Origin of the sequence: Leptolyngbya sp. PCC 6406 (assembly GCF_000332095.2) — a bacterium.
Classification (GTDB): Bacteria; Cyanobacteriota; Cyanobacteriia; order Phormidesmidales; family Phormidesmidaceae; genus PCC-6406.
The window spans coordinates 4774561-4796423 of the sequence record NZ_KI913949.1; the positions used below are offsets into that span (position 1 = coordinate 4774561).

Genomic DNA, 21863 nt, shown 5'->3' on the forward strand with positions numbered 1-21863 from the left:
GTTAAGTTTTGTAACTCTAGGATCAATGCTAACGGTTACCTCCCTCTCGTGACAACTTTTGGGGTTGCCCCTAGGGTAGGGGCCGATAGCAGCCCTACTTTTAACTAGTCTTCCCGATAAAACTGTGAGCATTTATACCCGTCTACGGGGGCCTGGGTCTGGGGACGGTTTTTAGCTCCAGAGTGGGCCGAGATCTGTCGTTGGGGACATCCTCACGCTGTCGGGCGATCACGAGACTTGTGAGGTTGCCGTCGGCTTCTCCTGCCGACTGATCCATCGGTGGGGTGGTCAGAGTTAAGGGTCAGGGGCGCGAGTACACTAGACCATAGGGTTTGTGGTGAAGGGGCTAGCTTGGCCCAGGGACAGAGATAGCAATGCAGGGCATACAGGACTTTCAATCCTTCTTCGACTGTTGTGTGGGCGACTGGATCTCAGAGCGCACGTACCACTATTTGAGTCACCAGGAAATTGAGCGATCGCGCACGACGTTTCGGGTAGACCCCATCTCCCTGGACCTCAAGCAAAAGGTGCTGGCGGACAACCACTATGAATACGAAGCTCCAGAGGCACTGGAGTCTCTGCCGGGATTTCGTCTGGGATTCCACACGGTATCTGAAGCGGGCGAAGAGGTAAGCCAAGAATTGCGGATGCTGTTTATTCCCCAGGAAGACTCAGCCGGGGTTTTAGCCGGCGATTATTTGCGCGATCGCGCCTACGAAGAAGAGCGGCCCATCATTTCTCGTTTCCGCTACACCCTGACCAGTCGAGAACTGCTGATGACCACCCGCTACACCAAGGTCGTTTCCGTAGACTCCATTACCCTGGTGAACCCGACCCTACGGGTTCGACGTATTCTTAACTATCAGCGTCCTGCCGCCGATGGGCCGCTGGAGACGCTGTTGCTGGCGGGGTTTGGGGTGGAGCAGAAAGGGTAATGGGGTGATAATTCTGACGAGAATTTGCACAAACCCGGTAAGCTGTGGAAAAATAGGAGATTGTGTCTCTTATTATCCCAAGCTGGTTTAACGGTCATGGCTAAAGGCGTTCGCATTGTGATCACGCTGGAATGTACGGAGTGCCGTACAAACCCCAGTAAGCGGTCTGCCGGGGTTTCGCGCTACACCACTCAGAAAAATCGTCGGAACACGACGGGGCGCATGGAGTTGAAGAAATTCTGCACCCACTGCAACAAGCACACCGTCCATAAAGAAATTAAGTAATTCACTTAGGAAGTTCACTCCAAAGGATTCTCATGGCCTATTTCCGTCGCCGGGTTTCCCCCATCAAACCCGAAGAAAAAATTGACTACAAAGATGTTGACTTGCTACGCAAGTTCATCACCGATCGGGGTAAAATTCTGCCCCGGCGCATCAGTGGACTCACAGCCCAGCAGCAGCGGCACCTGACCACTGCAATCAAGCGGGCGCGGGCAATCTCACTGCTACCCTACGTGAACACCGAAGGCTAATCTGGGATAGCTTGGCAAATCGTTATTAGGTCGGGGAGCACAGGACCGTGGAAAGAGGAACACTGGTCGAGTTTCGGGTCCAGGGCACCCCTCGACTCGGGGTTCTAGAGCGCCCCGAGGGTAAAAAAAACTGGGTGGCGGTGGATGAGCGGGGGCAATCCCATGTGCTCCATCCCCGCGACATTACCTTTCAGGTGGCAGGGGCGGGGGATCCGGCAGATGCAACGGCCCTAGCCCGCCTGCGGGCAGAGGCGGAAGCCTATATGGACCCCTCTAGCTTGCAGGTGGCTTGGGAACTCCTCAGTGAAGATGGGGAGACAACAGACCCGGTGAGCCTCGCAGTGCTGCTGTTCTCTGATGATCAGCCCCCATTCTGCTACGCTGCCCATCGCCTCCTGGCGGAGGACAAACTGTATTTCAAACAAAAGGGCGATCGCTATGAGCCTCGACCCGCCTCCCAAGTTGAAGAACTGCGCCATCAGATTGAGAAGGAAGCGCAACGACGAACTGAGTGGGAGGGCTTCCTAGGGCGGGTAGCCCAAGCCTTAGCGGGAGAGTCGTTAGAATGGCAAAAAAGCGATCGCCCTCGGCTAGAGGCCCTAGAGAAATATGCCTTGCTGGGGGAAGAAGCGAGTCAACGCACCCTGGCTCAGGATACCCTGGCGGCTTTAGAGTGGGCGACTACCCCCACCGATGCCTTTCAGCTCTTGGTAAGTCTTAACCTCTGGAGCCCCCACGAAAATCTGGCCCTGCGGCGTAGCCAGATTCCTACCCAGTTCAATGAGGCCGCCTTTGCTATGGCGCAGCAACGCCTGCAAAATCCCCCGCCCGATCCCGATTCCCAGCGATTGGATTTGACCCACCTTAAGGTCTATACCGTGGATGATGCCAGCACCCGCGAGATTGATGATGGGGTCAGTTTAGAAACGCTAGAGGATGGTCGTCAGCGCCTCTGGGTGCATATTGCGGACCCAACTCGCTGGGTCTTCCCTGGGGATACCCTAGACTTGGATGCTCGCCGTCGCAGCACCACTCTTTATCTGCCCACGGGGATGATCCCCATGTTTCCCCTGGAGTTGGCGACGGGACCGATGAGCTTAATCCAGGGTGAGGTGTGTTGTGCCCTGAGTTTTGGCATTATCCTGACGGCGGCGGGGGATGTTGAGAGCTACCGTATTGCCCCTAGCCATATCCGCCCCACCTACCGCCTCACCTATGAGGATGTGGATGAAATGTTGGATCTGGGGGTGCAGGCGGAGTCAGAACTATTGGCAATCGCAGAATGGTCCCAGGTGCGGCAACAGTGGCGCAGTACCCAGGGCGCGATCGCAATTCACATGCCCGAGTCCTCCATCCGTGTCTCAGAGCAGGAAGACGACATTGATATCCAGCTTTTAGAAGATTCCCCGGCCCGCCAGATGGTGGCGGAGATGATGATTTTGACGGGGGAAGTGGCGGCCCGCTATGGCCAGGAACATGACTTAGCCATTCCCTTCCGTAGCCAGCCCCAGCCAGAGTTACCACCAGAGGAGGAACTGATGCAGTTGCCCTCCGGACCTGCTCGCTATTCCGCCATCCGGCGTTGTATGTCGCGCAGTGAAATGGGTCTGACCCCTGCCCGCCATGCCACCCTGGGACTGGCAAGCTATAGCCAGGTTACCTCCCCCATTCGTCGCTATACAGACCTGCTGGCCCATTTTCAAATTAAGGCCCATCTGCGGGGAGATCCCTTGCCCTTTTCCTCCACGGAGATGACGGAATTGATGCAGGGAGCGAGTACTGCCGCCTATGAAGCGGTCTTGGTAGAGCGCCAAACCAAGCGTTATTGGGCCTTGGAGTATTTGCGACGGCATCCAGATCAGGTTTGGCAAGCGATGTTGCTGCGATGGTTACGGGAGTCGGAATTGCTGGGGCTGATTCTGCTAGAGGAGTTGGGCCTGGAGTTGGGGGTACGTCTAGAACGAGACATGACCCTGGGAGAAGAATTCCAGGTGCGAGTCACCCATGCCAACCCCCGCCAGGATGTGATCCGCATGGCGGAGGTTGTCCTAGAGGACATCACGGAGTCCGTAGCCTAGGAGTAGATAAATAGATCGACATTTTTGATTTCTGAAGACCTTCGTAGCGTGGGTCAAGCGAAGCGTAACCCACGGAGCAAGAGGCTTACTCAAGGCTCATACAGGATCGCTATAGAACGGAAAATCAAGAGTTTTAGGCTAACTAACCTGAGTTCGACTTAAGCTTCGCTGCCCATCCGCCAGGGAATAAATTGCCCTGGCTCATAGCAGAAGTCCGTTAAAACGGACTCGCCCCCCTATCTCCAGCCCAGCTCCCAGTCCATTTTTAATGGCCATTAAAAATGGACTAGAGCCTGTTAGCCGGGAATTTTGAATTCCCGGCGGGGTGACAGCGCTGATGCCGAATTGACGTTAACTATGCCCAGTTTTGTGGACATTCCTGGGTTACCAGCCCAAGTAAAATTTTTGGAATTGGCCCCATTTCCACAAAAAGATCCGGCCTCGCTCGGTGCCAAAGTCCCACTCGCCAGTAAAGTCGATGCGATCGCGCAAGATGCCGTAGAACAAGCTGAGATCTTCGATTTTGGACAGGTGATAGTTCTCGTAGGCTGGAGCTTGGCTGACATCCATCTCTACCGCCCAGCGGAGGTCTTGCCCTACTCGGTAAGTCAGCACTGGCGCACGCTGTGCTTGGCGGTTGTACACCACGAGGTCACCATCACGATACTCAAGGCGATCGCCAGCTTCTAGCCCGGTAACCCCATCGGTATAGACCTGGCCATAGAAAGGGCCTTGATTGAAGCCCTGTTCGGCGAATTTAACAAGGGCACTGATGGGCAGCAGCATGACTAAGGCCGCCAAACATCCGGCCCAATAGGCTGTAGCGTACTTCGGTAAACCCAGAAAGCGCCGCAGGACCATGACACCCCCAAAGGCCACCAACAAAATGGTAAAGGGAGCCACGGGATGACCAATAGTGAAGGGTAATGCCACCAACAGCCCTAGGACAGCGGTGACAATCCCCGCAAATACTCCCCGGCGGTGAACAACAGTCAGCATGTTTACCTTAAATATATTTTCATCATCTTTTCATCAATCCGCAGACACTGTTGTACCACGACCAGATGGACTTGCCGAAGGTGGTAATGTTCATGGCCATATATTTCCGCTAGCGGGCTAGCCGACCCCAGATCCGGGCTAGTTCTGCTAGCAGGGTTGGAAAGGTTTCCAGGAATGCTCGGTGTTCAGCCTCCTTGAATGCGCGATGGCCCGGTCCTTGACCATCGCGGTCTGCCCTTTGCCGGTCTGCCCTGGCATCGGCTAGCAGGTTTTCAAAGCGCTGGTTCGCTGCCTCCTGCTCTCCAGACACGGTAGTGATCATTAGACCTTGAGCAACCCCTAAGGCATCCGACTCTTCTGCTGGCATTTTTCTTCACCCGCTTTATATTCAGCCCGGAAGATCTGAATAATTCTGGCGGCCTAGACAAATCTTCAGAAATACGGGGGAGATGTATCGAACTATCTCCTAAATCCCTGGGAGGATCTAAGTGGTGGGCACACTAATAGAGTGTAGATAACTCAACTTAGGCGAAATCGCCTCATTTTTCGGCCTGAGGTTTTAAATCCGTGTCTTATCATGATCACCTGCTGTATCAAATTACCCACCGAATTCGCCAATCCCTAGATCTGAAAGACATCCTGGCAACGACAGTGCAGGAGGTTCGCGCCTTTCTCTCGGTAGACCGCGTTAAGATCTACCGCTTTGAACCGGATGGCAGTGGGGCTGTCATTGCGGAATCCGTAGATTTGCATCATCTGCCTTCCCTATTACACCTTCATTTTCCGGTGGGGGATATTCCCGAAGCATCCCGACAACGCTTTGTGGCCCAGCGGCAGCGGGTGATTGTAGATATCCAGACTCAGCATAAAAGCGTGGATGCGGCTCCTCACCAGGATGTGGGATATGGGGTGGGCCAGCGGTATAGTCCTGTGGATGCTTGCCATGTCCAATATCTGCGGGCAATGGGGGTGGTGTCGTCTTTAGTGATGCCGATTTTGAATCAGGGCAGGTTGTGGGGATTATTGGCGATTCACAATAGCCGATCGCGGCGGTTTAGTCGCCAAGAACTCACAACACTAAGGCTACTGTCGGATCAGCTTGAGATTGCGATCGCACAATCCCATCTGCTCAGCCAAGCACGATTTCAGGCCCGCCAAGAGGCGGTAGTCAACCGGGTCAGTCAGCTTCTGCACTGTCCCCTAAGTTTGGAGGATATTCGCCAACGGGTGCTGGAAACCACCGTCATGGCGTTATCGGGCAGTGGGGGCCAGTTGTATTTAGCCGCCGACCCCGTAATGCAGAAGGACGCCTTCTTTACCATTGGCGATCAGCCCCAGTCTTACCTGCCGACATTACCTGCATGGCAGACGTTGATGGAGAATGGATCGGACGGCTACCCGCAGAACAAACCGCCGCCCCAGATACCACCGGATACCTTGACCAAGGCTGCGCCCTATGGGATGGTCCATCGGGATGAGCAACCGCTCTGGCAGCAGATTTCCTCGCCACAAATTCATACCCTGCAAGAGTTGGCCCAGGAACCTTCCTTGGCAGCAGCTTTTTCGCGATGGTCAGAGACTGGCTCAAAGGGGCCATCGCAGATTCGTACCGTATTGGCGACGGGGCTGCGGTTTCAGGGGGAGTATCTGGGCTATCTAGTGGTATTTCGCAATGGCTATGACGAGGAAATTCTCTGGGCCGGACACCGCGATCGCGATGAGCGCAATCAGCGCCCTCGGATTTCCTTTGAAACCTGGCGAGAATTGCGAAAGGATCAGACTCCCCCCTGGACCAGTGAAGCATTGCGGCTCATGCAGGCCATCTCCGTCCATGTATATATGGCTACCCTGCAACAGCAACTCACCGCCAAGCTGAAATACCAGGCTTACCACGATTCCTTAACGAAACTGGCCAATCGGCTGCTGTTTACCGAGCAGCTCAGCCTCAACTTAGTGCAGATTGGCGAAGGTTCTAACCTCATGGCGGTGGGATTTTTGGACCTGGATCGGTTCAAAGCTATCAATGACACCCTGGGCCACGATGCTGGGGATGAATTGCTGACGGTGGTGGCGGATCGCCTCCGGCAATGCCTACGCCCTTGCGATACAGTGGCCCGCTGGGGTGGGGATGAATTCACACTGATTTTCGACCAACTGGGCCATGTCAATGAAGTGACAACCTTAGCGGAGCGACTTTTGGCATCCCTAGCGACCCCCATTTGCCTGGGGAAGCAAGAACTGGTGGTGACCGCCAGTCTGGGGCTAGCCCTGTTTCCCTACGATGGCGAGACGGCGGAAGTGCTACTGAAACATGCGGATATGGCGCTGAATCAGGCCAAGGAGGAGGGTAAGAATACCTTCCATCTCTATCGAGAGGGTCAGCAGGAGGGGACGCTGAATACCCTGGTACTGGAGAGTGACCTCCGTAAGGCACTGGATGCGAATGAGCTAGACCTCTGGTACCAGCCCCAAGTGCGCCTCGATACGGGGGAGGTGGTCGGGGTCGAGGCTTTAGCCCGTTGGCACCATGAGCAACTGGGACTGATTCCCCCAGATCGCTTTATCCCCCTAGCGGAGGAAACTGGCCTCATTCGTCAGTTGGGGACATGGGCCTTGCGTAAAGCCTGCGAGCAACATGCCCGTTGGCGTCAGGCGGGTCTGCCCCCGATTCGCATTGCCGTTAATCTCTCGGCGCTGCAATTGCGGGATCCAGAGCTGATGTTCACGGTTCAGCAGGCCCTGCGGCGGTACAATGTGCCGCCGGAATATCTGGAATTGGAAATTACGGAAACTGCGGCTATGCAGGATGTGGATCTGACCCTCCGTACCTTGAAACAGTTGCAGCACTGGGGGGTCCAGATTGCCCTAGATGACTTTGGCATGGGCTATTCATCTTTGAATACCATCAAGCATTTACCAGTGCAAACCCTCAAGATTGACAAGTCCTTTGTGCAAGATGCGGTGGATAATTCTAGTGATGCCGCGATCGCAAAAACCATTGTGGCGCTGGGCAAGGGGTTGGGGCTCTCGGTATTGGCGGAGGGGGTAGAAACCTCAGCCCAACTTCAGTTTTTATGGTCTATCGGCTGTGACTATGGCCAAGGCTACCTCCTGGGAAAGCCTATGGTGGGGGAGGAATGGATGGCGTGGCTAGCCCAATCCACCCGCATGGTGAAGGATCACATTTTCCTGAAAATCCGCCAAGCCGCCTAAGGGCAGCGTTGCTGATTCCAGGTATGAACCGATCGCTGTAGGTATTGGAGGTATTGGAACCTTTGAGATCAATTTGCAGCCATCTGGTGTGGCGGCGACTAATAGCGAAGCCACGGACGATAGCATCGTGCCTAATGGTATTGCCTAGCCCCCTAGACCCTCCAGCTCACTAGAGAGTCTAGGCTGAAGCATAGAGACGGGGCATAGCGCCTTGGGCTCACGTCACACGTAATTGGGAGATCGCGATATGAATGGTCTGAAGCAAAGTCTGAAGCACCCGCTGCGATTGGTAACACAGGCCACGCTGCTGGGGCTCTTGCCCCTAGGTTTAGGGCTGGCGAGCTGCACTGGCCAGAGAGGCGGAGAGCCCATGTCGGGTGACCACGGCATGATGCAAGAGGGTGACCACGGCATGATGCAGGGCATGAACCATGATATGCACGACATGGATTTGGGTCCGGCGGATGCCACCTATGACCTGCGATTCATTGACGCCATGATCATTCACCATGAGGGGGCAGTCGTCATGGCGGAGGCGGCCTTGGCCAATAGCCAGCGGGAGGAAATTCGCCAACTCGCTACGGACATCATTGCGGCCCAGGAGCAGGAAATTGCCCAGATGCAGACGTGGCGGCAGGCGTGGTATCCCGATGCCCCGGCGGACCCGGTAATGTACCACGCAGAGATGAATCACGACATGCCGATGTCGGCGGAGATGGCGGCGGCGATGACCATGGCCATGGACCTTGGGCCGGGGGATGAGGGATTTGATCTGCGCTTTATCAATGCCATGATTCCTCACCATGAGGGGGCAGTCGTCATGGCGGAGGATTTGCAGCAAAAGAGCGATCGCGCTGAAATGCAAACCCTGGCCACCGAAATTATCGCGGCTCAGGAAGGGGAAATTGTGCAGATGCTGGCTTGGCGGCGGGCTTGGTATGGCGAGTAAATCGACCTCGTTGAGCCTGGTTGGACCTCGTCGAGACGGTCACCATGCCCTAGGCTAGAACCAAGTCTCTGTGCAGGGGGTGTAATGTCAGCGATGGATGTGGTGATCCTTTCCAATGGTCCCGGTGAAGTGACCACCTGGGTCAAGCCGGTGGTGCGATCGCTGCGAGCCTACTGTCCTGATCGGGCAGACCTACGGATTTCCGTGGTGCTCTCCCCCTGCCCTAACGCGACGGGGCGGGAGGCCGAGATTGTTCGCCAGTACCCGGAGGTGGATCGGGTCCAGGGATCCGCCCATTTCTGGAGCTTCTTGCTGCGGGGGAAAACCGTAGAGGAATGGGATTGGCGCGATCGCGGTGTGGTTCTTTTCCTCGGCGGCGACCAGATTTATCCCGTTCTGGTGGGGCGACGACTGGGCTACCGCACCGTGGTCTATGCCGAATGGTTTGCCAACTGGCATCGCTGGATCGATGCCTTTGGCACTATGAATGAAACCCTGGTGGAGAAGGTATCCCCCGCCTACCGCAACAAATTTCAGGTAGTGGGGGATCTCATGGGGGATGGGCAGGCGGATCTAGAGGACCGGGAAACGGCGGCCCAGCAGTTGGGTTTGGGGCCGGAAACGGTCTTGATTGGCCTGCTGCCCGGTTCCAAGCGGGCCAAGCTGACCCAGGGGGTGCCCCTATTGCTGGCGGCGGCGGCATACGTTTGCGATCGCAACCCCAACATCCGCTTTGTGATTCCCGTTGCCCCCACGGTGCAGCTTGAGTCCCTGGTCACCTATGCCGATCCCCAGCAAAACCCGATGGTGCCGCTGTTCGACGGGCCGCAGGTTACCCTGGTGCAGCCGGAAACCCCCGATCAATTGCCCTATCTGAAAACAGACCAGGGAATGCAGGTCTTCTTGTGGCAATCCTTTCCAGCCCATGGGGTCACCAGTCACTGTGCCCTGTGCCTGACCACAGTGGGGGCCAATACCGCTGAACTGGGTTCCCTAGGGGTGCCCATGATCGTACTGCTGCCCACCCAGCAGCTCGACGCTATGAACGCCTGGGATGGCATCTTGGGACTGCTGGTGAATTTGCCCCTGGTGGGTAAGCCCGTGAATCGGCTGGTCAACCTGGCCTTCTTTGCCTATATCCGCCGCAGTGGCAAGCTGTTTGCTTGGCCCAATATCTGGGCAGGGCGAGAGGTGGTGCCGGAACTGTTTGGCCGCTTGACGGCAGAGCAGGTGGGCGATCGCGTTCTCCAGTATCTAGACCAACCTGAAACCCTGGCCGCTGTCCGCCAAGACCTACGCCAAGTGCGGGGGGAGTCGGGGGCAGCGGAGAAGTTAGCGCGGCTGGTGTTGGCGATGGATTAGAGCAATGGTTTTCAGAAGTAACCTCAGTCTTTCTGGTGGGAGAACTGGTAGGCTCCGATGAAGGACAGGATAATTGCGATCGCAAGTAGGATCGGCAGACTGTACCAGGGAAATTCCGACAGGGGCAGATAGGCGGCGGCGCGAAGCCCCGTCGTCGTGTAGGTCAAAGGCAGCAGATAGACAATCACCTTCAGCGCCATGGGCAGCGTCGCGGGGTCAAAAAACGTGGCCCCCAAGAAAGACATGGGCACAATCAAGAAATTGTTGAAGAGCCCCACACTTTCCAGGGACTTCACATTCAGGCCCACAATCACCCCCAACCCGGCAAAGACCGCACAGTTCAACACGATGAGCAGGAGAAAGAGGGGATTCACAAAGCTCCACACATGTCCCGTAAACAGCACCGCCACCAAAATCACCGAAGCCGAAGTCATCAGACCCCGAACAATCCCCGCCAGCATTTTACCCAGGTGTAACGCCAGGGGATGGACGGGATAGAGGAGCATTTCCTCAAAGGTTTTAGTAAAGAGGCGATCGCCGCAAATGGAAAAGGTGGTGCCCCCAAAGCTAATCACCATGGAGGACAGTGCTACCATTCCCGGCAAGATGAATTCTAGGTAACTGGCTCCAGCGGTGGGCTGGCTGATGCGATCGAGGGAACTACCTAGTCCTAGGCCAAAGGCCAAAATATAGATGAGGGGAGAGATGAGCCCGGAGGCGGCAACCTGGGGAATTCGGACTCTCAGGTCTAGCCAATCCCCCCAAAATACCGTCAGGCTATCGCCGATGAGTCGGTTGACGGGCCAGGGGGCAGCAGTACGGGGCTGATTACGCGGTAGGTCGGCATCCACAACGATTGGGATATGTAATGTTTATTTACAGGGTCTTCCTTAACTTTACCCCCCAAGGGATGGTCTTTGGTGACTTGCCCTAATCCCTTGATCGAGAAAATATAGCTTTAACGTCAATTCGGCATCAGCGCTGTCACCCCGCCGGGAATTCAAAATTCCCGGCTAACAGGCTCTAGTCCATTTTTAAGGGCCCTTAAAAATGGACTGGGAGCTGGGCTGAGAATAGGGGGGCGAGTCCGTTTTAACGGACTTCTGCGATGAGCCAGGGCAATTTATTCCCTGGCGGATGGGCAGCAAAGCTTAAGTCGAACTCAAGCAGCTTTACCAGTTGCTGCGTTGGGCTGCGAGCACAGCCTGGATATCGGGTGGCACCTCGGAAAGCAGATCGTACCCCGTAGCCAGTTCAATCCGATCGATGGAGGTTTGGTAGTCGCGCCAGTTGGGACTGAGCCCATCGCGATTGGGCAGATCAATGGCAATGATTTGGCTTGTCGCGCTCACCCCCGCCACGCCCTGACCGGGCCGATCGAGCACCACAATCACTTTCCACAACCGCGAGGGAATCGTCACCCGTCCTGCCGCCAGCTTGCCTTTCTCGCCATAGCTGCCTGCAATGATGTACAGTTCCCGATCTTCTTGGTAAACCAGGTCTCGACCAAATTCCTCCAGTTCCCGCCAGACGCCGCGATTGTTCTCGGGGGCTTGGGGCAGGATATTAGTCATCAAAAAGGTGGCGGAGTTGATAGGAATACTGACGGTGCGATCGCCCGAGGGGGCGATGTGGCCGCGATCATAGCCACTATTGCGATAGTCGTTGGGGGTGACCTGGTAAAACCCTGCCGGTAAGCCACCGTCTTGGCGAAAGTTGTCTTGGCGCTCCACCCGCCCCAACCAGTCAGCACTTAATTGCCAGCTCACCCAGTTGGCAATACCGCGATCTCGATTGTAGGCCAGGGCATAGCCCTCCCGCTCCAGGAGGTAATTATTTGGATTGCTAGTCCCGGCATTGCTGGGATTGCCTAGCACCAGATGTAGATTGTCCGAAGGCGGAACGGCTGGATCCAACCCCGACGATACCGGGGGCAGAGACTCACAGGCGACGCCATTGCCATCCCGATCAAGAACAAAGGGATCCCCATCCATGGCATCCAGCACCTGTTGGGCTAGGGCTTGATCCCGAAAATCGCCACAGTTGCAATCATCATCCACACAGGGCGGCAACAGGATTCCACCGTCAGCCCCTTCAAACACCGTTTTCTGAAGTGGTGCCAGCAACTCTGCACACCCGCCCAGGCCCCAACTACCGCCCAGTAGGGTCAGAACAATCAAACAACGCCACAGATACTTTACGGGCATAGATACGGGCATATATAAGGAGCGTGACTGCGCACTCATAAGGATTCCATCTCAAAAATCATCCCATGCCTTCATTCAGGTTGCAGGTTCCCTCTTTTTCAAAATAAGTAGCTGGGGGGATATAGACTGCCAACCTTATTCGCTATGCTGTTTGGAGCGATACCCCTGCCCCCCATAGGCATGGGTTAGGCAACCGGGTTGCCGTCGTTCAGACCTGATTCTGAGCGGTTCTCACAATCCTTTTGTCCTTTGAAACAAAGATCACCCCTTTAAGCATGATGCTCAATCAAGTCCTTTCCCAATTCAAATCACGGTTCCCCGCCCCTGCGGTCCATGCCCACTGCGACGGCCCCTGTGGCGTCTATGATTCTTCCTCAGCACGGGTGGCGGCGGAAGCGGTCCTGTCTATGACCAAAAAACTCCTGGACCTGAATAACGACGGTTCTGTCGCGGCTCAGAATACCTTTTCTCGCTTTGTCGCGATTAAGGAAGAACAGGCCCAACTCGCCAAGGACGAGCTACTCATCCTCTGGACCGACTACTTCAAGCCCGCCCACCTAGAGCAGTTTCCCGATCTCCACGACACCTTCTGGAAAGCAGCGAAACTCTGCTCTGCCTGCAAGGTAGAAGTAAGCCTGCAACACGCTCAGGAATTAATGGCAGCGGTGGAGAAAATCCACGGCATCTTCTGGACTAGCAAGGGCCGCGATGTCACCTGGTACACCGCTAGCTAGGGTGTCATATCGTGTTCGGCTAATTGCCCACAATTTTGAACAGGGCGAACAGCCGTTCTACCCACCCAATAGACTTGTGTGGCTAATTAAACGGACTTGATATCAACCCTAATCAGTCCTGTTTTGGATCAACGCACTGTGAGCCAAAGTAATGGCCCCGTACTTTAGGCAATGTTGCAACCTAAAGTACGGGGCCATTATCCTAAAAAATCTGAATTTTATTGATTGACGGGTGGACGACCCTCAAGATTCAATCCAACTACGCTTCCAGAATTTCAGCTATGGCGTTTCTCACTCGGGTTAAGTACAGGCAAGGGGCTTAAGCCCCTTGTTCCCCGAATTGCCATCAAGTTGAGCTGTACCTCATCCATTAGGGAACCGCTATATCTGCCAATGATTGATTGACTCACTACTGGGCTGTCGCTAGGTTTTGCGCCGCAAAGTCCCAGTTCACCAGGCTACCCAAGAATGCGCTGATGTAGTCAGGACGCTTGTTTTGATAGTCCAGATAATAGGCATGTTCCCAAACATCCATCGTCAGTAGCGGGACTTGTCCACTCGTTAGAGGATTGTCGGCATTCAAGGTTTTGGTGACCTTAAGGGTTCTCCCCTCTAGGACTAGCCAAGCCCAGCCACTACCAAATTGAGTTGCTCCGGCCTGTTTAAAGGCGTCGGCAAAGGCATCGAAGCTACCAAAATCGGCATCAATTTTTTTTCCTAGGTCGCCGGTGGGCTGCCCCCCGCCACCAGGTTTGATGCTGTTCCAGTAGAAGGTATGGTTCCAAGCTTGGGCGGCATTGTTAAAGATGCCACTCTTGGCCGAATCTCCAGCAATAGCCTTGATGACGGCTTCAATGGGCTGGTGGTCAAGATCAGTGCCCTTGACAGCATCGTTGAATTTGGTGACGTAGGCTGCGTGGTGCTTGTCGTGGTGAAACTCCAATGTGCTTTTGGAAATGAAGGGTTCCAAAGCGGTGTAGTCGTAGGGCAACGCGGGTAGCTCGTATGCCATAACGGTAGCAATCTCCTCTCATTGAGCGAATTAGGGCAGGGATACAATTAATGTATGCGACCGATGTCTTCTGCATGGGGGCTGGAATTTAGAGACCAGCGCCCTCCTAGGCACGATACCGCAGTTGTACGGAAGCCGCCTATCCACCCAGGGGGTATCGGTTGGGTCTAATTGAAGGAGAGAAAAACCGGATAGAAGGGCAGCAAGGAACGCTCCGCTCCGCCACCTGGTGGGATGTGTTGTTGTGGCTAGGCCGACGGCGGCGGCGGTGGCGGGTGACGGGGGAATCTATGGTGCCTCTGTTACAGCCGGGGGAAGAGGTGCTGATGAATCCCCATGCCTATCGCGATGGTCAGAGACCGGCCCAAAGGGGCCATCGCCATCCTCGACCCGGTGAAATTGTAGTGGCCCGCCATCCCCAGCGGCCCGATTGCTTTCCCCTGATTAAGCGAGTCAGGATTGTGGCATCGGACGGACGCTGTCATCTCGAAGGGGACAATGGGGCCGCCAGCACGGACAGCCGCCAGTTTGGCCTCGTACCTCCCCAAGACATCTTGGGCCAAGTGGTGTGCCGATTTCCCTAGTACTGGGCGGCGGAAATATCCTTGCCGTTTTCTAACGACGAGGCAGAGCCTCGGTGAGGATTCCCAGGCAGAGCCTGGGAACCAGGAAAGAAGTTTCGTAGGGTGCGTAACGCTAAGGCGTGGCTTCGCCCACGCGAAGCAATGCACCGCAGCAATGCCACACCTAGGGGAAATGGGCACAGGACTTCTGCCAGCCAGTACTAGTACTGGGCAGCGGAAATACTCTGACCGTTCCATCCTAGTACACCTCGGCCCCTCACCGTTCGGCTGAGCTCACGCCGAAGCCCTAGCCCTCTCCCCGTGGGAGAGGGGACCGGAAAAGGTTGGGCTGACGTGACAATAGTGGACTGATTTACGCCCTGCGGTACTAGTACTGGGTGGCTGAAATGACCTTACCATTGAGAGGTAGGGTAAAGAGGACTTTTCTACAATGGCTAGACTGACTGCCGCCAGGCTCACTTTGAGCGAAACGGAGCGGAGCGACTTAGAGCAATTGATTCGACGTCAGCGGACGTCACAGCAGCTCGCTTTGCGCGCCAAGATTATCCTCACAGCTGATGAGGGCAAAGGCCATGGCGAAATCGCCCGAGACTTGGGGGTCAGCAAAGAGATGAGTCGCCGCTGGCGGGGGCGTTGGCTGGAGTTGAGTCAACAACAGGTCGCTGTGGAAGAGCGCCTACAGGATGTCCCTCGTCCCGGGGCTCCGGCTACCTTTAGCCTCGAACAAATCACGCAACTCTATGCCCTAGCTTGTGCACCGCCCGAGCAGTATGGCCGCCCCATCAGTCATTGGACCCCTGGAGAACTGGCCGATGAACTGAGCAAGCAGGGAATTGTCGAGAGTATCAGTCCCCGTCATGTGGGCCGACTGTTGGCCGAGGCTGACCTCAAACCCCACCAGAGCCGTTACTGGCTCTCCCCCCCCCCGACCCTAACTTCGAGGACAAAGTCAAAGACATTTGCCAGGTCTACGAACAGGCTGCCACTCGTGCCGAACACGGCGAGCTGACCTTCAGCCTGGATGAGATGACGGGAATCCAGGCTCTGGAACGGACGATGCCTGACATCGCCATGAAGCCGGGACGCTGTACCCGCATTGAGTTTGAGTATATTCGCCATGGCACTCAAACCCTGATTGCCTCATTCAATGTCGCTACCGGACAGGTGGATCAGGCCACCGTGGGAGACACCCGCACCGAGCAAGACCTCGAGAGTCACCTCAGAGCCTTACTGGCCCAAGTTCCAGATGCCTCCAAGATTCATCTGGTCATGGATTGCCTCAACACTCATCAATCGGAATCTCTCGTCCGACTGGTGGCGGAACGCGAGGAAAAACCGATTCATCTGGGCCAGAAAGGGAAGACGGGCATTCTCCTGTCTATGGCGACCCGAGCGGCGTTCTTGAGCGACCCCAGCCATCGACTGGTCGTTCACTTCACCCCCAAGCATTGCTCCTGGCTCAATCAAATTGAGCTTTGGTTCTCCATCCTGGTACGTAAGCTACTCCGACGTTCGAGTTTTACCAGTCAAGCCCAACTCAAGGCGAAGATTTTAGCGTTTGTCGATTACTTCAATCGCACCATGGCTAAGCCCTTCAAGTGGAACTACACGGGTAAGCCCTTGGTCGCATAAATGCCTTGGCCACTTCCGCCAAGCAGTACTAGCAATGTAGACCGCCCCTGTGGTACTTCTAGAAAATTGCGGTCAAGAAATAATTGATTGCCGTTAACGTTATTCCGCTAAACCATCAGGTGTCATATCAGCCGATGACTGGTGCCTCTGCTCCCCTATCCATCGCCCCCGCTACGCCAGCGGATGTGCCGATTCTCTTTGAACTGGTGCAGGCTCTTGCCGCCTACGAACAGCTCACCCATGAGGTGACGGGTACCGCAGCGGATTTACACCAGCATCTTTTTGGCGATCGCCCCTATGCCGAAGCTGTGGTGGCTCGCTTGGGAAGCACCCCCGTCGGGTTTGCCCTGTTTTTCCATAATTTTTCCACCTTCCTAATGCGTCCAGGGCTGTACCTGGAGGATCTGTTTGTCTTGCCTGACTATCGGGGCCATGGCATCGGCAAGGCGTTGCTGGGTTACCTGGGACAGGTGGCGGTGACACGGGGCTGTGGTCGCCTGGAATGGCAAGTGCTGGACTGGAATGAAACTGCGATCGCATTTTACAACCGCATGGGGGCTGACATTAAAACCGAGTGGCAACTGTGCCGAGTGACGGGCTCAGCGCTAACGACACTAGCGACCCTTGGGCAGGTGACCGATATTAGGGCTTAGGGGTGATGGGGTAGGGGCGCGGTTTCCTCGCCCAATGCAGGATGTGAAAGTGAAATGTTATTTAATGGCACGTCCCTAAGGGCAGAAATCCCCTAATTCTGTCCTCAGGTAGATCTGAAGTTAAAACCCTGGACAGAGGAGATAAAAACAGGCGGGATTCATACTGGACCTGGTACAAAAACGCCTGGTGCAAAACCATTCGTAATCACGGCACCAGTGAGAAAGGAGGCTCTGTGGGGTTAATTGAACTTTTAGTGTTGCTGGTCATTGCCGCCATCTGTGGCGGCCTGGGTCAGTCTTTAGCAGGTTACACAGCGGGAGGTTGTGTGATCTCGATTTTGGTGGGCATCATGGGAGCCTACATTGGTTTAGCGATCGCCCGGAGTCTGCAATTGCCAGAAATCTTGCCCCTCCAGATTGGCGGCAGTTCATTTCCGATTCTGTGGGCCATCATCGGCTCTGCGGTACTGTCCGCCATTCTGGGGCTCTTGAGTCGGATAATGCGGGGACGACGACTTTAGTCCAGGTTTAGGGCGTGTGGACAATCAACGGCGAAACCCTTACCAGGCAGTCATGACCACGCCCGCTTTATTGAATCGAGCTATGGGCCATAACCGTCTTGCCATCAGGAGTCTAGTGGTCTGTCAACTTTACCTTTGTGAGTCTGTGTAGGTTGGTTGAAACGAAGGGTCACCCAACAGCGGTGGGCCATGTTGGGTTCCGCTAGGGCTACACCCAACCTTGTATGTAAGCGGCCTGCCATCGAGAGTTATTTTGGAAGCAGACCGTCAGGGGAGAACTCCGAACCCAACCCCAAGCCTTCAAGCTTGTTTCGTAGATTCATTGAGCCTCCCCCCTCCCCCAAGGGCATCGCCAATCAGCCTGGACAGTATCATGAGCGGCCCGACTGGGCACCTCGAATTTAGCAAGGATAGTGCGATTGTTGAGCCCCTGCCAACCTCTATTCTCTGGAGCCAGTCCAATGAGTACAGCCCCCATCATCTTCCTCGGTATTGATATCAGCAAAGCCACCTTTGACGTAGCTTTACTGAGTGGTGGTAAGCGTAATGGCAAATCCTCTAAACACGCCAAGTTTGACAACACCCCCAGCGGCTTTGAGCAGTTGAGCCATTGGCTCCAAGGGAATGCTCTCGGGGCAATTCATGCCTGTCTGGAGGCGACCAACATCTATGGCCATGACTTAGCTACCTATCTCCATGAGCAGGGCCACCAGGTCAGTATCGTCAACCCAGCCCGCATCAAGGGGTATGCCAAAAGTCAACTCAGCCGCACCAAGAACGATGCCGCTGATGCCGCCCTGATTGCCCGCTTTTGTCGAGATATCCAGCCCAGTCTGTGGCATCCCACGCCAGCGGCGATCGCCCAGCTCCAGAGCCTCACCCGCCGTCTGAAGGCGCTGGAGCAGATGCTCACCCAAGAGAAAAATCGCCTTGAGCTCTGTCGTGACTCGGAACTGAGAACGGATATTGAGGCCCATATCGAGTTTCTCGAAAAACAGGCTAAGGCTCTCAAGGAGCGCTGCCAGCAGCATATTCAAGGGGAGGAATCGTTGGCGGAGCCCTGCCGCTTGTTGACCTCCATTACTGGCATTGCTGAACATAGCGCTAGCATTATCCTGGCGGAAATTGGCTCGATTAAGGTCTTTGGCTCTGCCGCTCAACTGGCGGCTTTTGCTGGGTTGACTCCCCAGGAGCATCAGTCTGGCTCTTCTATCAATGGCAAGGCGCGGTTGTGCAAAATTGGCAATGCCCATCTGCGCGAAGCTCTTTTTTTCCCAGCGCTGAGTCTGATGCGTCATTGCCCTGAGGTCAGAGCTTTTCGCCAACGGCTCTTGGACAATGGCAAGCACAAGATGGCGGTGGTGGGGGCGGTGATGCACAAGCTCATTCGTGTGATCTATGCGGTCTTGTCCTCTGGACAGGAATTTGACCCCAAAAAGCTAGCGCCTCAGCAGTCTTGACCCTAAGGCGCTAACACAGTATCTACAAAATTAGGTTTGACAGCTCCTAGTTCAGGGCAAACTCGTCAAACTTAACCACTGTCGAGTCAGGATCGCGGGTATCAAAGTAATAGCTGCTGATGGTTCCCGCTCCGGTGTCGAAAATGCTGAAGGCGGTGATGTCATTGCTGGCCAAGTAGGGCAGAGGATTATCCGCCTCATCGGTTAGGGGAGCTAGGGTCGGCAAAATCGGACTGAGGCCGTTGGGATCACCTTGGGCAGCGTAGTAATCGGCCTGGAATTTATCTAGCTCTTCAGTGGGTGCAGCCGGGGGAATGGGCCGGGACTGATGGAGAAAGGCTCCGTAGGTATTGCCCACGTTGGAGGTCTCCAGAAAATTTAGGCCGCTGGGACTGACAAACCGATTCCAAATGTGGGAATGGCCGTAGAGAACCAAATCCACCCCAGCCTGCTCTAGTAGGGGGATCAGATCCCGAATCAGGTAATCGTTTTGAATCGGATACTCGTAGCGGATGGCCTGGAGAGCCCCATCTTCGGCGCGATCGTAAATGGGCACTGGGTCCGTGAAAGCAGGCACCACATTATCCCCCAGGCTATGGGGCGGATGGTGAAACATAACCACCTTATATTTAGCCTGCCGAAATTCAGGGCTGGCAAGCTCCTGCTCTAGCCACTGATATTGCAGACTACCCGGTTGGATAGGCTCAAAGATATGTTGCCCGTGACCCCAAGCGCCGGGGTGGGCTAGATCCTGCTGCCGTTCTCGGTAGCGCCCCCGCACTGAGGGCTCCACCCCCGGACTCCGCCAGATATTCGTAACAAAGAGGGAAATTAGCCGCACATCACCAAAGGTGGTGGCGTAGTAGCGAGAAGTCTGCTCAGGACCGTCTGGATTGGGCACCTGACTCTGGGGTAAGGAAAAGATCTGCTCGTAGGTGTCGGTGTTGTAGGACTGGTCAATAATCCACTTGCGCCGCAGGGCCGGATCCCCAGTGGGATTAAAGACATCGGCGTAGGTGTTGTAGAGATTGAGGGCGGCGGTACGGGGGATCGGATCGTTGAACTGGTCATTAAGGGCAGCGGTAGGGGAGCGGCGACCCATCACCTCATGGTTGCCAATGGCGGCGAAAAGGGGAGCGTGCTGGATCAAGGCTGCTCCCTGGTATCGGGTCGTGCCGCCCCGGTCCAGGGCATAGTCTGCCCGCCCCTGCAAGGCGGGGAAAAAGGCTCCACCCCGGCTGTCGTCAAACCATTCCGAGGCGCGATCGGGAATGTTGACTAGATCCCCGGCAAGAAATATCCCATCCACCAAGCCGATGGTTTCCCCCACCTTTTGTAGGTTGGCGGCGGTCATAGGCATGAGTTGATGGTCGGAGGTGAGCAAAATTTTGAGGGGTTGATCGGGGGGTGGGTTAGCTGCCAGGGTGAAGAGATCACTTGCGATCGCACTTCCATCCTCCCGGCGACTGATCACCTGGTAGGGCACCCGCTGTCCCGGTATCAGACCCGTCACCTCCGCCTCGTGTCGCCAAACCGGGCGAAAAGTCGGCTCTTTATAAACCCGATCTCCAGACAAGTGAGAGGCTTGGTCTTCCCGCAGGCGAGTCAGTTGGCGAGTCGTAGCAGCCACTTGGCCCATTTCCCCCTGCCCCAGGGTTTGATCTGGACGGGTACCATAGATAACCCGATGATCCAGCCCTGGAAACTCGGTAAACCACACCACCCGCACACTATTACTCGTGGGGGATTGCAAAAAGGGATCACTCAATAGACCACTGGGCATTGGCAATTCCATGGGGGCGCGGGGAGAAAAGCGCGGCTCCAGAAAAATCACCAGTAAAGCCGCCAACGTCAGGACAATACCAAAAATCAGGAGGGTTACATCTTCCCGCTTATTCATCGCTTCCCTCTACTCGTAAGATCACCCAGAACCAAATCACCCCAAACCCATGGGTAGTCCGCCTACGTTTATTTAGCCACTGCCCAAGGGAGGATGAACCGCCTGAATCGCCTGTCGCAGGCGATCGATTTCCCGCTGATTACCGCCCTCATCCCCCATTTTCTGGAGTTGGAGCTTTTTCTGGGCCAGTTCCGCCGAAAGTTGCAGGAGATCCCGCTGCTGCTTTTTCGGTAAGCCAAGACGCTTCAGCATCTGCCAGCGACGGCGATCGCAAATAGCCTCATAGATCTTGCTAGACAACACCATCGGCACCTCATCCTGAAGATACTGGCGCAGACGTGCCCGATCCACCCAGAAAGCCACTAACCACAGCCCCCCCATGACGAGGAGGAGGGCTCCGTAGTTCAGCAGCGCAAGTAAAAAGGACGTACCCTCTGTGAGTTCCACCAGGGTAACGGCGGCATTGTGAATAAAATGGCCCGCCATGGCCAACAGCAGCCCCCCAGTCATCAGCATCACTTTGATAAAGGGATTGTGGCGATAGCGAGCGAGCCCAAAGCCGATCCCCGTGAGGGCGGTCCAGAAGCCATGCAGCCCGCCAAACACAATAGTTCTCAGTAAAAACAGCACCCCCCACTCCTCCCAGGTGGAGGTGCCCATCAGGTAGAAAATGTTTTCTACATAGGCGAACCCGAACCCCGCCATGGCTCCGTAAACAATGCCATCGACCCAACCGTCAAACTCCTTGCGCTGGGTCAGGTAGATAATGGCCACAGCCATACCCTTGAGCAATTCTTCGGTAATGGGAGCCCCAAAGGCAGCTTGGACGAACTCGCTCTCTAGGGTGGCCTCTCCTAGTAGCAGCATCACAGGAATGGAGAACACTATCTGTAAAATCAGAGCCGCCACAATCGCGGGGATGGCTCCCCAGATAAAGGCGTAGGCAAGATAGGCCGGTGGTTCCTTCTCGTAGCGGTCAATGCTGCGGATAAACCCAATGTAGAAAGCGGTGGGCACCGCCAGCGCGATCGCGGTAATCAGTAGTTTCATAGGGGACAGGGAGCAAGGGAATTATGTCCAATCCCAATGGT

At 55.4% G+C, this 21863-nt stretch carries 21 protein-coding genes; 14 read left to right on the top strand and 7 right to left on the bottom strand.

Features of this window, described 5'->3' with window-relative positions:
• The first annotated feature begins 374 nt into the window (after positions 1-374).
• The 4 genes from LEP6406_RS0221360 (at position 375) to LEP6406_RS0221370 (ending at position 3546) form a co-directional block, all read left to right on the top strand.
• A complete protein-coding gene (locus tag LEP6406_RS0221360) occupies positions 375-935 on the top strand; it encodes a phycobiliprotein lyase (protein ID WP_008314426.1) in 561 nt (186 codons plus the stop codon).
• A gap of 96 nt (positions 936-1031) precedes the next feature.
• The gene (gene rpmG / locus LEP6406_RS31575) at positions 1032-1220 is read left to right on the top strand and encodes a 50S ribosomal protein L33 (protein ID WP_008314424.1); all 189 of its coding nucleotides are present in this window, start codon (positions 1032-1034) and stop codon (positions 1218-1220) included.
• A gap of 32 nt (positions 1221-1252) precedes the next feature.
• Positions 1253-1468 carry a 30S ribosomal protein S18 gene (gene rpsR / locus LEP6406_RS0221365; RefSeq protein WP_008314422.1) on the top strand — a complete coding sequence of 72 codons (216 nt, stop codon included), beginning with the start codon at positions 1253-1255 and terminating at the stop codon, positions 1466-1468.
• A 47-nt stretch (positions 1469-1515) separates the two neighbouring features.
• Positions 1516-3546, top strand: a complete 2031-nt coding sequence (locus LEP6406_RS0221370) for a ribonuclease catalytic domain-containing protein (protein WP_008314420.1) — start codon at positions 1516-1518, stop codon at positions 3544-3546.
• Between the two features lie 384 nt (positions 3547-3930).
• Here the strand turns inward: LEP6406_RS0221370 and LEP6406_RS0221375 are convergent, their stop codons facing one another.
• Complete coding sequence (locus tag LEP6406_RS0221375; protein WP_008316965.1) at positions 3931-4545, bottom strand: hypothetical protein; 615 nt, start codon at positions 4543-4545, stop codon at positions 3931-3933.
• A gap of 109 nt (positions 4546-4654) precedes the next feature.
• Positions 4655-4867, bottom strand: a complete 213-nt coding sequence (locus LEP6406_RS0221380) for a hypothetical protein (RefSeq protein WP_155834739.1) — start codon at positions 4865-4867, stop codon at positions 4655-4657.
• A gap of 245 nt (positions 4868-5112) precedes the next feature.
• On the opposite strand from LEP6406_RS0221380, the gene LEP6406_RS29180 reads away from it, so the two are divergent.
• The 3 genes from LEP6406_RS29180 to LEP6406_RS0221395 all read left to right on the top strand — a co-directional run bounded on the left by LEP6406_RS29180 (position 5113) and on the right by LEP6406_RS0221395 (position 10069).
• Positions 5113-7758 carry a bifunctional diguanylate cyclase/phosphodiesterase gene (locus LEP6406_RS29180; protein WP_008316963.1) on the top strand — a complete coding sequence of 882 codons (2646 nt, stop codon included), beginning with the start codon at positions 5113-5115 and terminating at the stop codon, positions 7756-7758.
• 247 nt (positions 7759-8005) lie between these two features.
• Positions 8006-8707 carry a DUF305 domain-containing protein gene (locus tag LEP6406_RS0221390; protein WP_008316962.1) on the top strand — a complete coding sequence of 234 codons (702 nt, stop codon included), beginning with the start codon at positions 8006-8008 and terminating at the stop codon, positions 8705-8707.
• A gap of 84 nt (positions 8708-8791) precedes the next feature.
• Positions 8792-10069: a glycosyltransferase family protein gene (locus LEP6406_RS0221395; protein WP_008316961.1), complete on the top strand. Its 1278-nt coding sequence runs from the start codon at positions 8792-8794 to the stop codon at positions 10067-10069.
• Between the two features lie 23 nt (positions 10070-10092).
• On the opposite strand, the gene LEP6406_RS0221400 is transcribed toward LEP6406_RS0221395, so the two are convergent.
• Both LEP6406_RS0221400 and LEP6406_RS29185 read right to left on the bottom strand, forming a co-directional pair.
• Positions 10093-10920, bottom strand: a complete 828-nt coding sequence (locus LEP6406_RS0221400; RefSeq protein ID WP_008316960.1) for an ABC transporter permease — start codon at positions 10918-10920, stop codon at positions 10093-10095.
• 321 nt (positions 10921-11241) lie between these two features.
• The gene (locus LEP6406_RS29185; protein ID WP_155834740.1) at positions 11242-12276 is read right to left on the bottom strand and encodes a DNA/RNA non-specific endonuclease; all 1035 of its coding nucleotides are present in this window, start codon (positions 12274-12276) and stop codon (positions 11242-11244) included.
• Positions 12277-12551: 275 nt separating this feature from the next.
• Here LEP6406_RS29185 and sodN point away from each other — a divergent pair, with 275 nt between their 5' ends.
• Entirely contained in the window at positions 12552-13010 is a 459-nt protein-coding gene (gene sodN, locus LEP6406_RS0221410; protein ID WP_008315566.1) for a superoxide dismutase, Ni, read from the top strand.
• Between the two features lie 409 nt (positions 13011-13419).
• Here sodN and LEP6406_RS0221415 read toward each other — a convergent pair whose 3' ends face one another.
• Positions 13420-14022 carry a superoxide dismutase gene (locus tag LEP6406_RS0221415; RefSeq protein WP_008315275.1) on the bottom strand — a complete coding sequence of 201 codons (603 nt, stop codon included), beginning with the start codon at positions 14020-14022 and terminating at the stop codon, positions 13420-13422.
• Positions 14023-14183: 161 nt separating this feature from the next.
• On the opposite strand from LEP6406_RS0221415, the gene sodX reads away from it, so the two are divergent.
• The 6 genes from sodX (at position 14184) to LEP6406_RS0221445 (ending at position 18872) form a co-directional block, all read left to right on the top strand.
• Positions 14184-14606, top strand: a complete 423-nt coding sequence (gene sodX / locus LEP6406_RS0221420; RefSeq protein WP_008315273.1) for a nickel-type superoxide dismutase maturation protease — start codon at positions 14184-14186, stop codon at positions 14604-14606.
• A gap of 430 nt (positions 14607-15036) precedes the next feature.
• Positions 15037-15615, top strand: a complete 579-nt coding sequence (locus LEP6406_RS0221425; protein WP_027268720.1) for a helix-turn-helix domain-containing protein — start codon at positions 15037-15039, stop codon at positions 15613-15615.
• Positions 15616-15632: 17 nt separating this feature from the next.
• Positions 15633-16238 carry a transposase gene (locus LEP6406_RS0221430; protein ID WP_027268735.1) on the top strand — a complete coding sequence of 202 codons (606 nt, stop codon included), beginning with the start codon at positions 15633-15635 and terminating at the stop codon, positions 16236-16238.
• A gap of 134 nt (positions 16239-16372) precedes the next feature.
• Entirely contained in the window at positions 16373-16891 is a 519-nt protein-coding gene (locus LEP6406_RS0221435) for a GNAT family N-acetyltransferase (RefSeq protein ID WP_008315329.1), read from the top strand.
• A gap of 233 nt (positions 16892-17124) precedes the next feature.
• Positions 17125-17412, top strand: coding sequence for a hypothetical protein (locus LEP6406_RS0221440; protein ID WP_008315319.1), 288 nt, complete (start codon positions 17125-17127; stop codon positions 17410-17412).
• A gap of 461 nt (positions 17413-17873) precedes the next feature.
• Positions 17874-18872 (top strand): IS110 family RNA-guided transposase, encoded by a 999-nt coding sequence (locus LEP6406_RS0221445; RefSeq protein ID WP_027268693.1) that lies wholly within the window; start codon positions 17874-17876, stop codon positions 18870-18872.
• 46 nt (positions 18873-18918) lie between these two features.
• On the opposite strand, the gene LEP6406_RS0221450 is transcribed toward LEP6406_RS0221445, so the two are convergent.
• Both LEP6406_RS0221450 and LEP6406_RS0221455 read right to left on the bottom strand, forming a co-directional pair.
• On the bottom strand, positions 18919-20772 hold the full coding sequence (locus LEP6406_RS0221450; protein ID WP_008309314.1) for a purple acid phosphatase family protein: 1854 nt from the start codon (positions 20770-20772) through the stop codon (positions 18919-18921).
• A 72-nt stretch (positions 20773-20844) separates the two neighbouring features.
• Positions 20845-21822, bottom strand: a complete 978-nt coding sequence (locus tag LEP6406_RS0221455) for a PrsW family intramembrane metalloprotease (RefSeq protein ID WP_008309316.1) — start codon at positions 21820-21822, stop codon at positions 20845-20847.
• Positions 21823-21863: the final 41 nt, after the last annotated feature.

Bases quoted from the DNA above. Each gene is read 5' to 3' on its own strand.
- LEP6406_RS0221360 (WP_008314426.1), top strand. From the start codon at position 375: ATGCAGGGCATACAGGACTTTCAATCCTTCTTCGACTGTTGTGTGGGC.
- rpmG (WP_008314424.1), top strand. From the start codon at position 1,032: ATGGCTAAAGGCGTTCGCATTGTGATCACGCTGGAATGTACGGAGTGC.
- rpsR (WP_008314422.1), top strand. From the start codon at position 1,253: ATGGCCTATTTCCGTCGCCGGGTTTCCCCCATCAAACCCGAAGAAAAA.
- LEP6406_RS0221375 (WP_008316965.1), bottom strand. From the start codon at position 4,545: ATGCTGACTGTTGTTCACCGCCGGGGAGTATTTGCGGGGATTGTCACC.
- LEP6406_RS0221380 (WP_155834739.1), bottom strand. From the start codon at position 4,867: ATGATCACTACCGTGTCTGGAGAGCAGGAGGCAGCGAACCAGCGCTTT.
- LEP6406_RS0221390 (WP_008316962.1), top strand. From the start codon at position 8,006: ATGAATGGTCTGAAGCAAAGTCTGAAGCACCCGCTGCGATTGGTAACA.
- LEP6406_RS0221395 (WP_008316961.1), top strand. From the start codon at position 8,792: ATGTCAGCGATGGATGTGGTGATCCTTTCCAATGGTCCCGGTGAAGTG.
- LEP6406_RS29185 (WP_155834740.1), bottom strand. From the start codon at position 12,276: ATGCCCGTAAAGTATCTGTGGCGTTGTTTGATTGTTCTGACCCTACTG.
- sodN (WP_008315566.1), top strand. From the start codon at position 12,552: ATGATGCTCAATCAAGTCCTTTCCCAATTCAAATCACGGTTCCCCGCC.
- LEP6406_RS0221415 (WP_008315275.1), bottom strand. From the start codon at position 14,022: ATGGCATACGAGCTACCCGCGTTGCCCTACGACTACACCGCTTTGGAA.
- LEP6406_RS0221425 (WP_027268720.1), top strand. From the start codon at position 15,037: ATGGCTAGACTGACTGCCGCCAGGCTCACTTTGAGCGAAACGGAGCGG.
- LEP6406_RS0221430 (WP_027268735.1), top strand. From the start codon at position 15,633: ATGACGGGAATCCAGGCTCTGGAACGGACGATGCCTGACATCGCCATG.
- LEP6406_RS0221435 (WP_008315329.1), top strand. From the start codon at position 16,373: ATGACTGGTGCCTCTGCTCCCCTATCCATCGCCCCCGCTACGCCAGCG.
- LEP6406_RS0221445 (WP_027268693.1), top strand. From the start codon at position 17,874: ATGAGTACAGCCCCCATCATCTTCCTCGGTATTGATATCAGCAAAGCC.
- LEP6406_RS0221450 (WP_008309314.1), bottom strand. From the start codon at position 20,772: ATGAATAAGCGGGAAGATGTAACCCTCCTGATTTTTGGTATTGTCCTG.
- LEP6406_RS0221455 (WP_008309316.1), bottom strand. From the start codon at position 21,822: ATGAAACTACTGATTACCGCGATCGCGCTGGCGGTGCCCACCGCTTTC.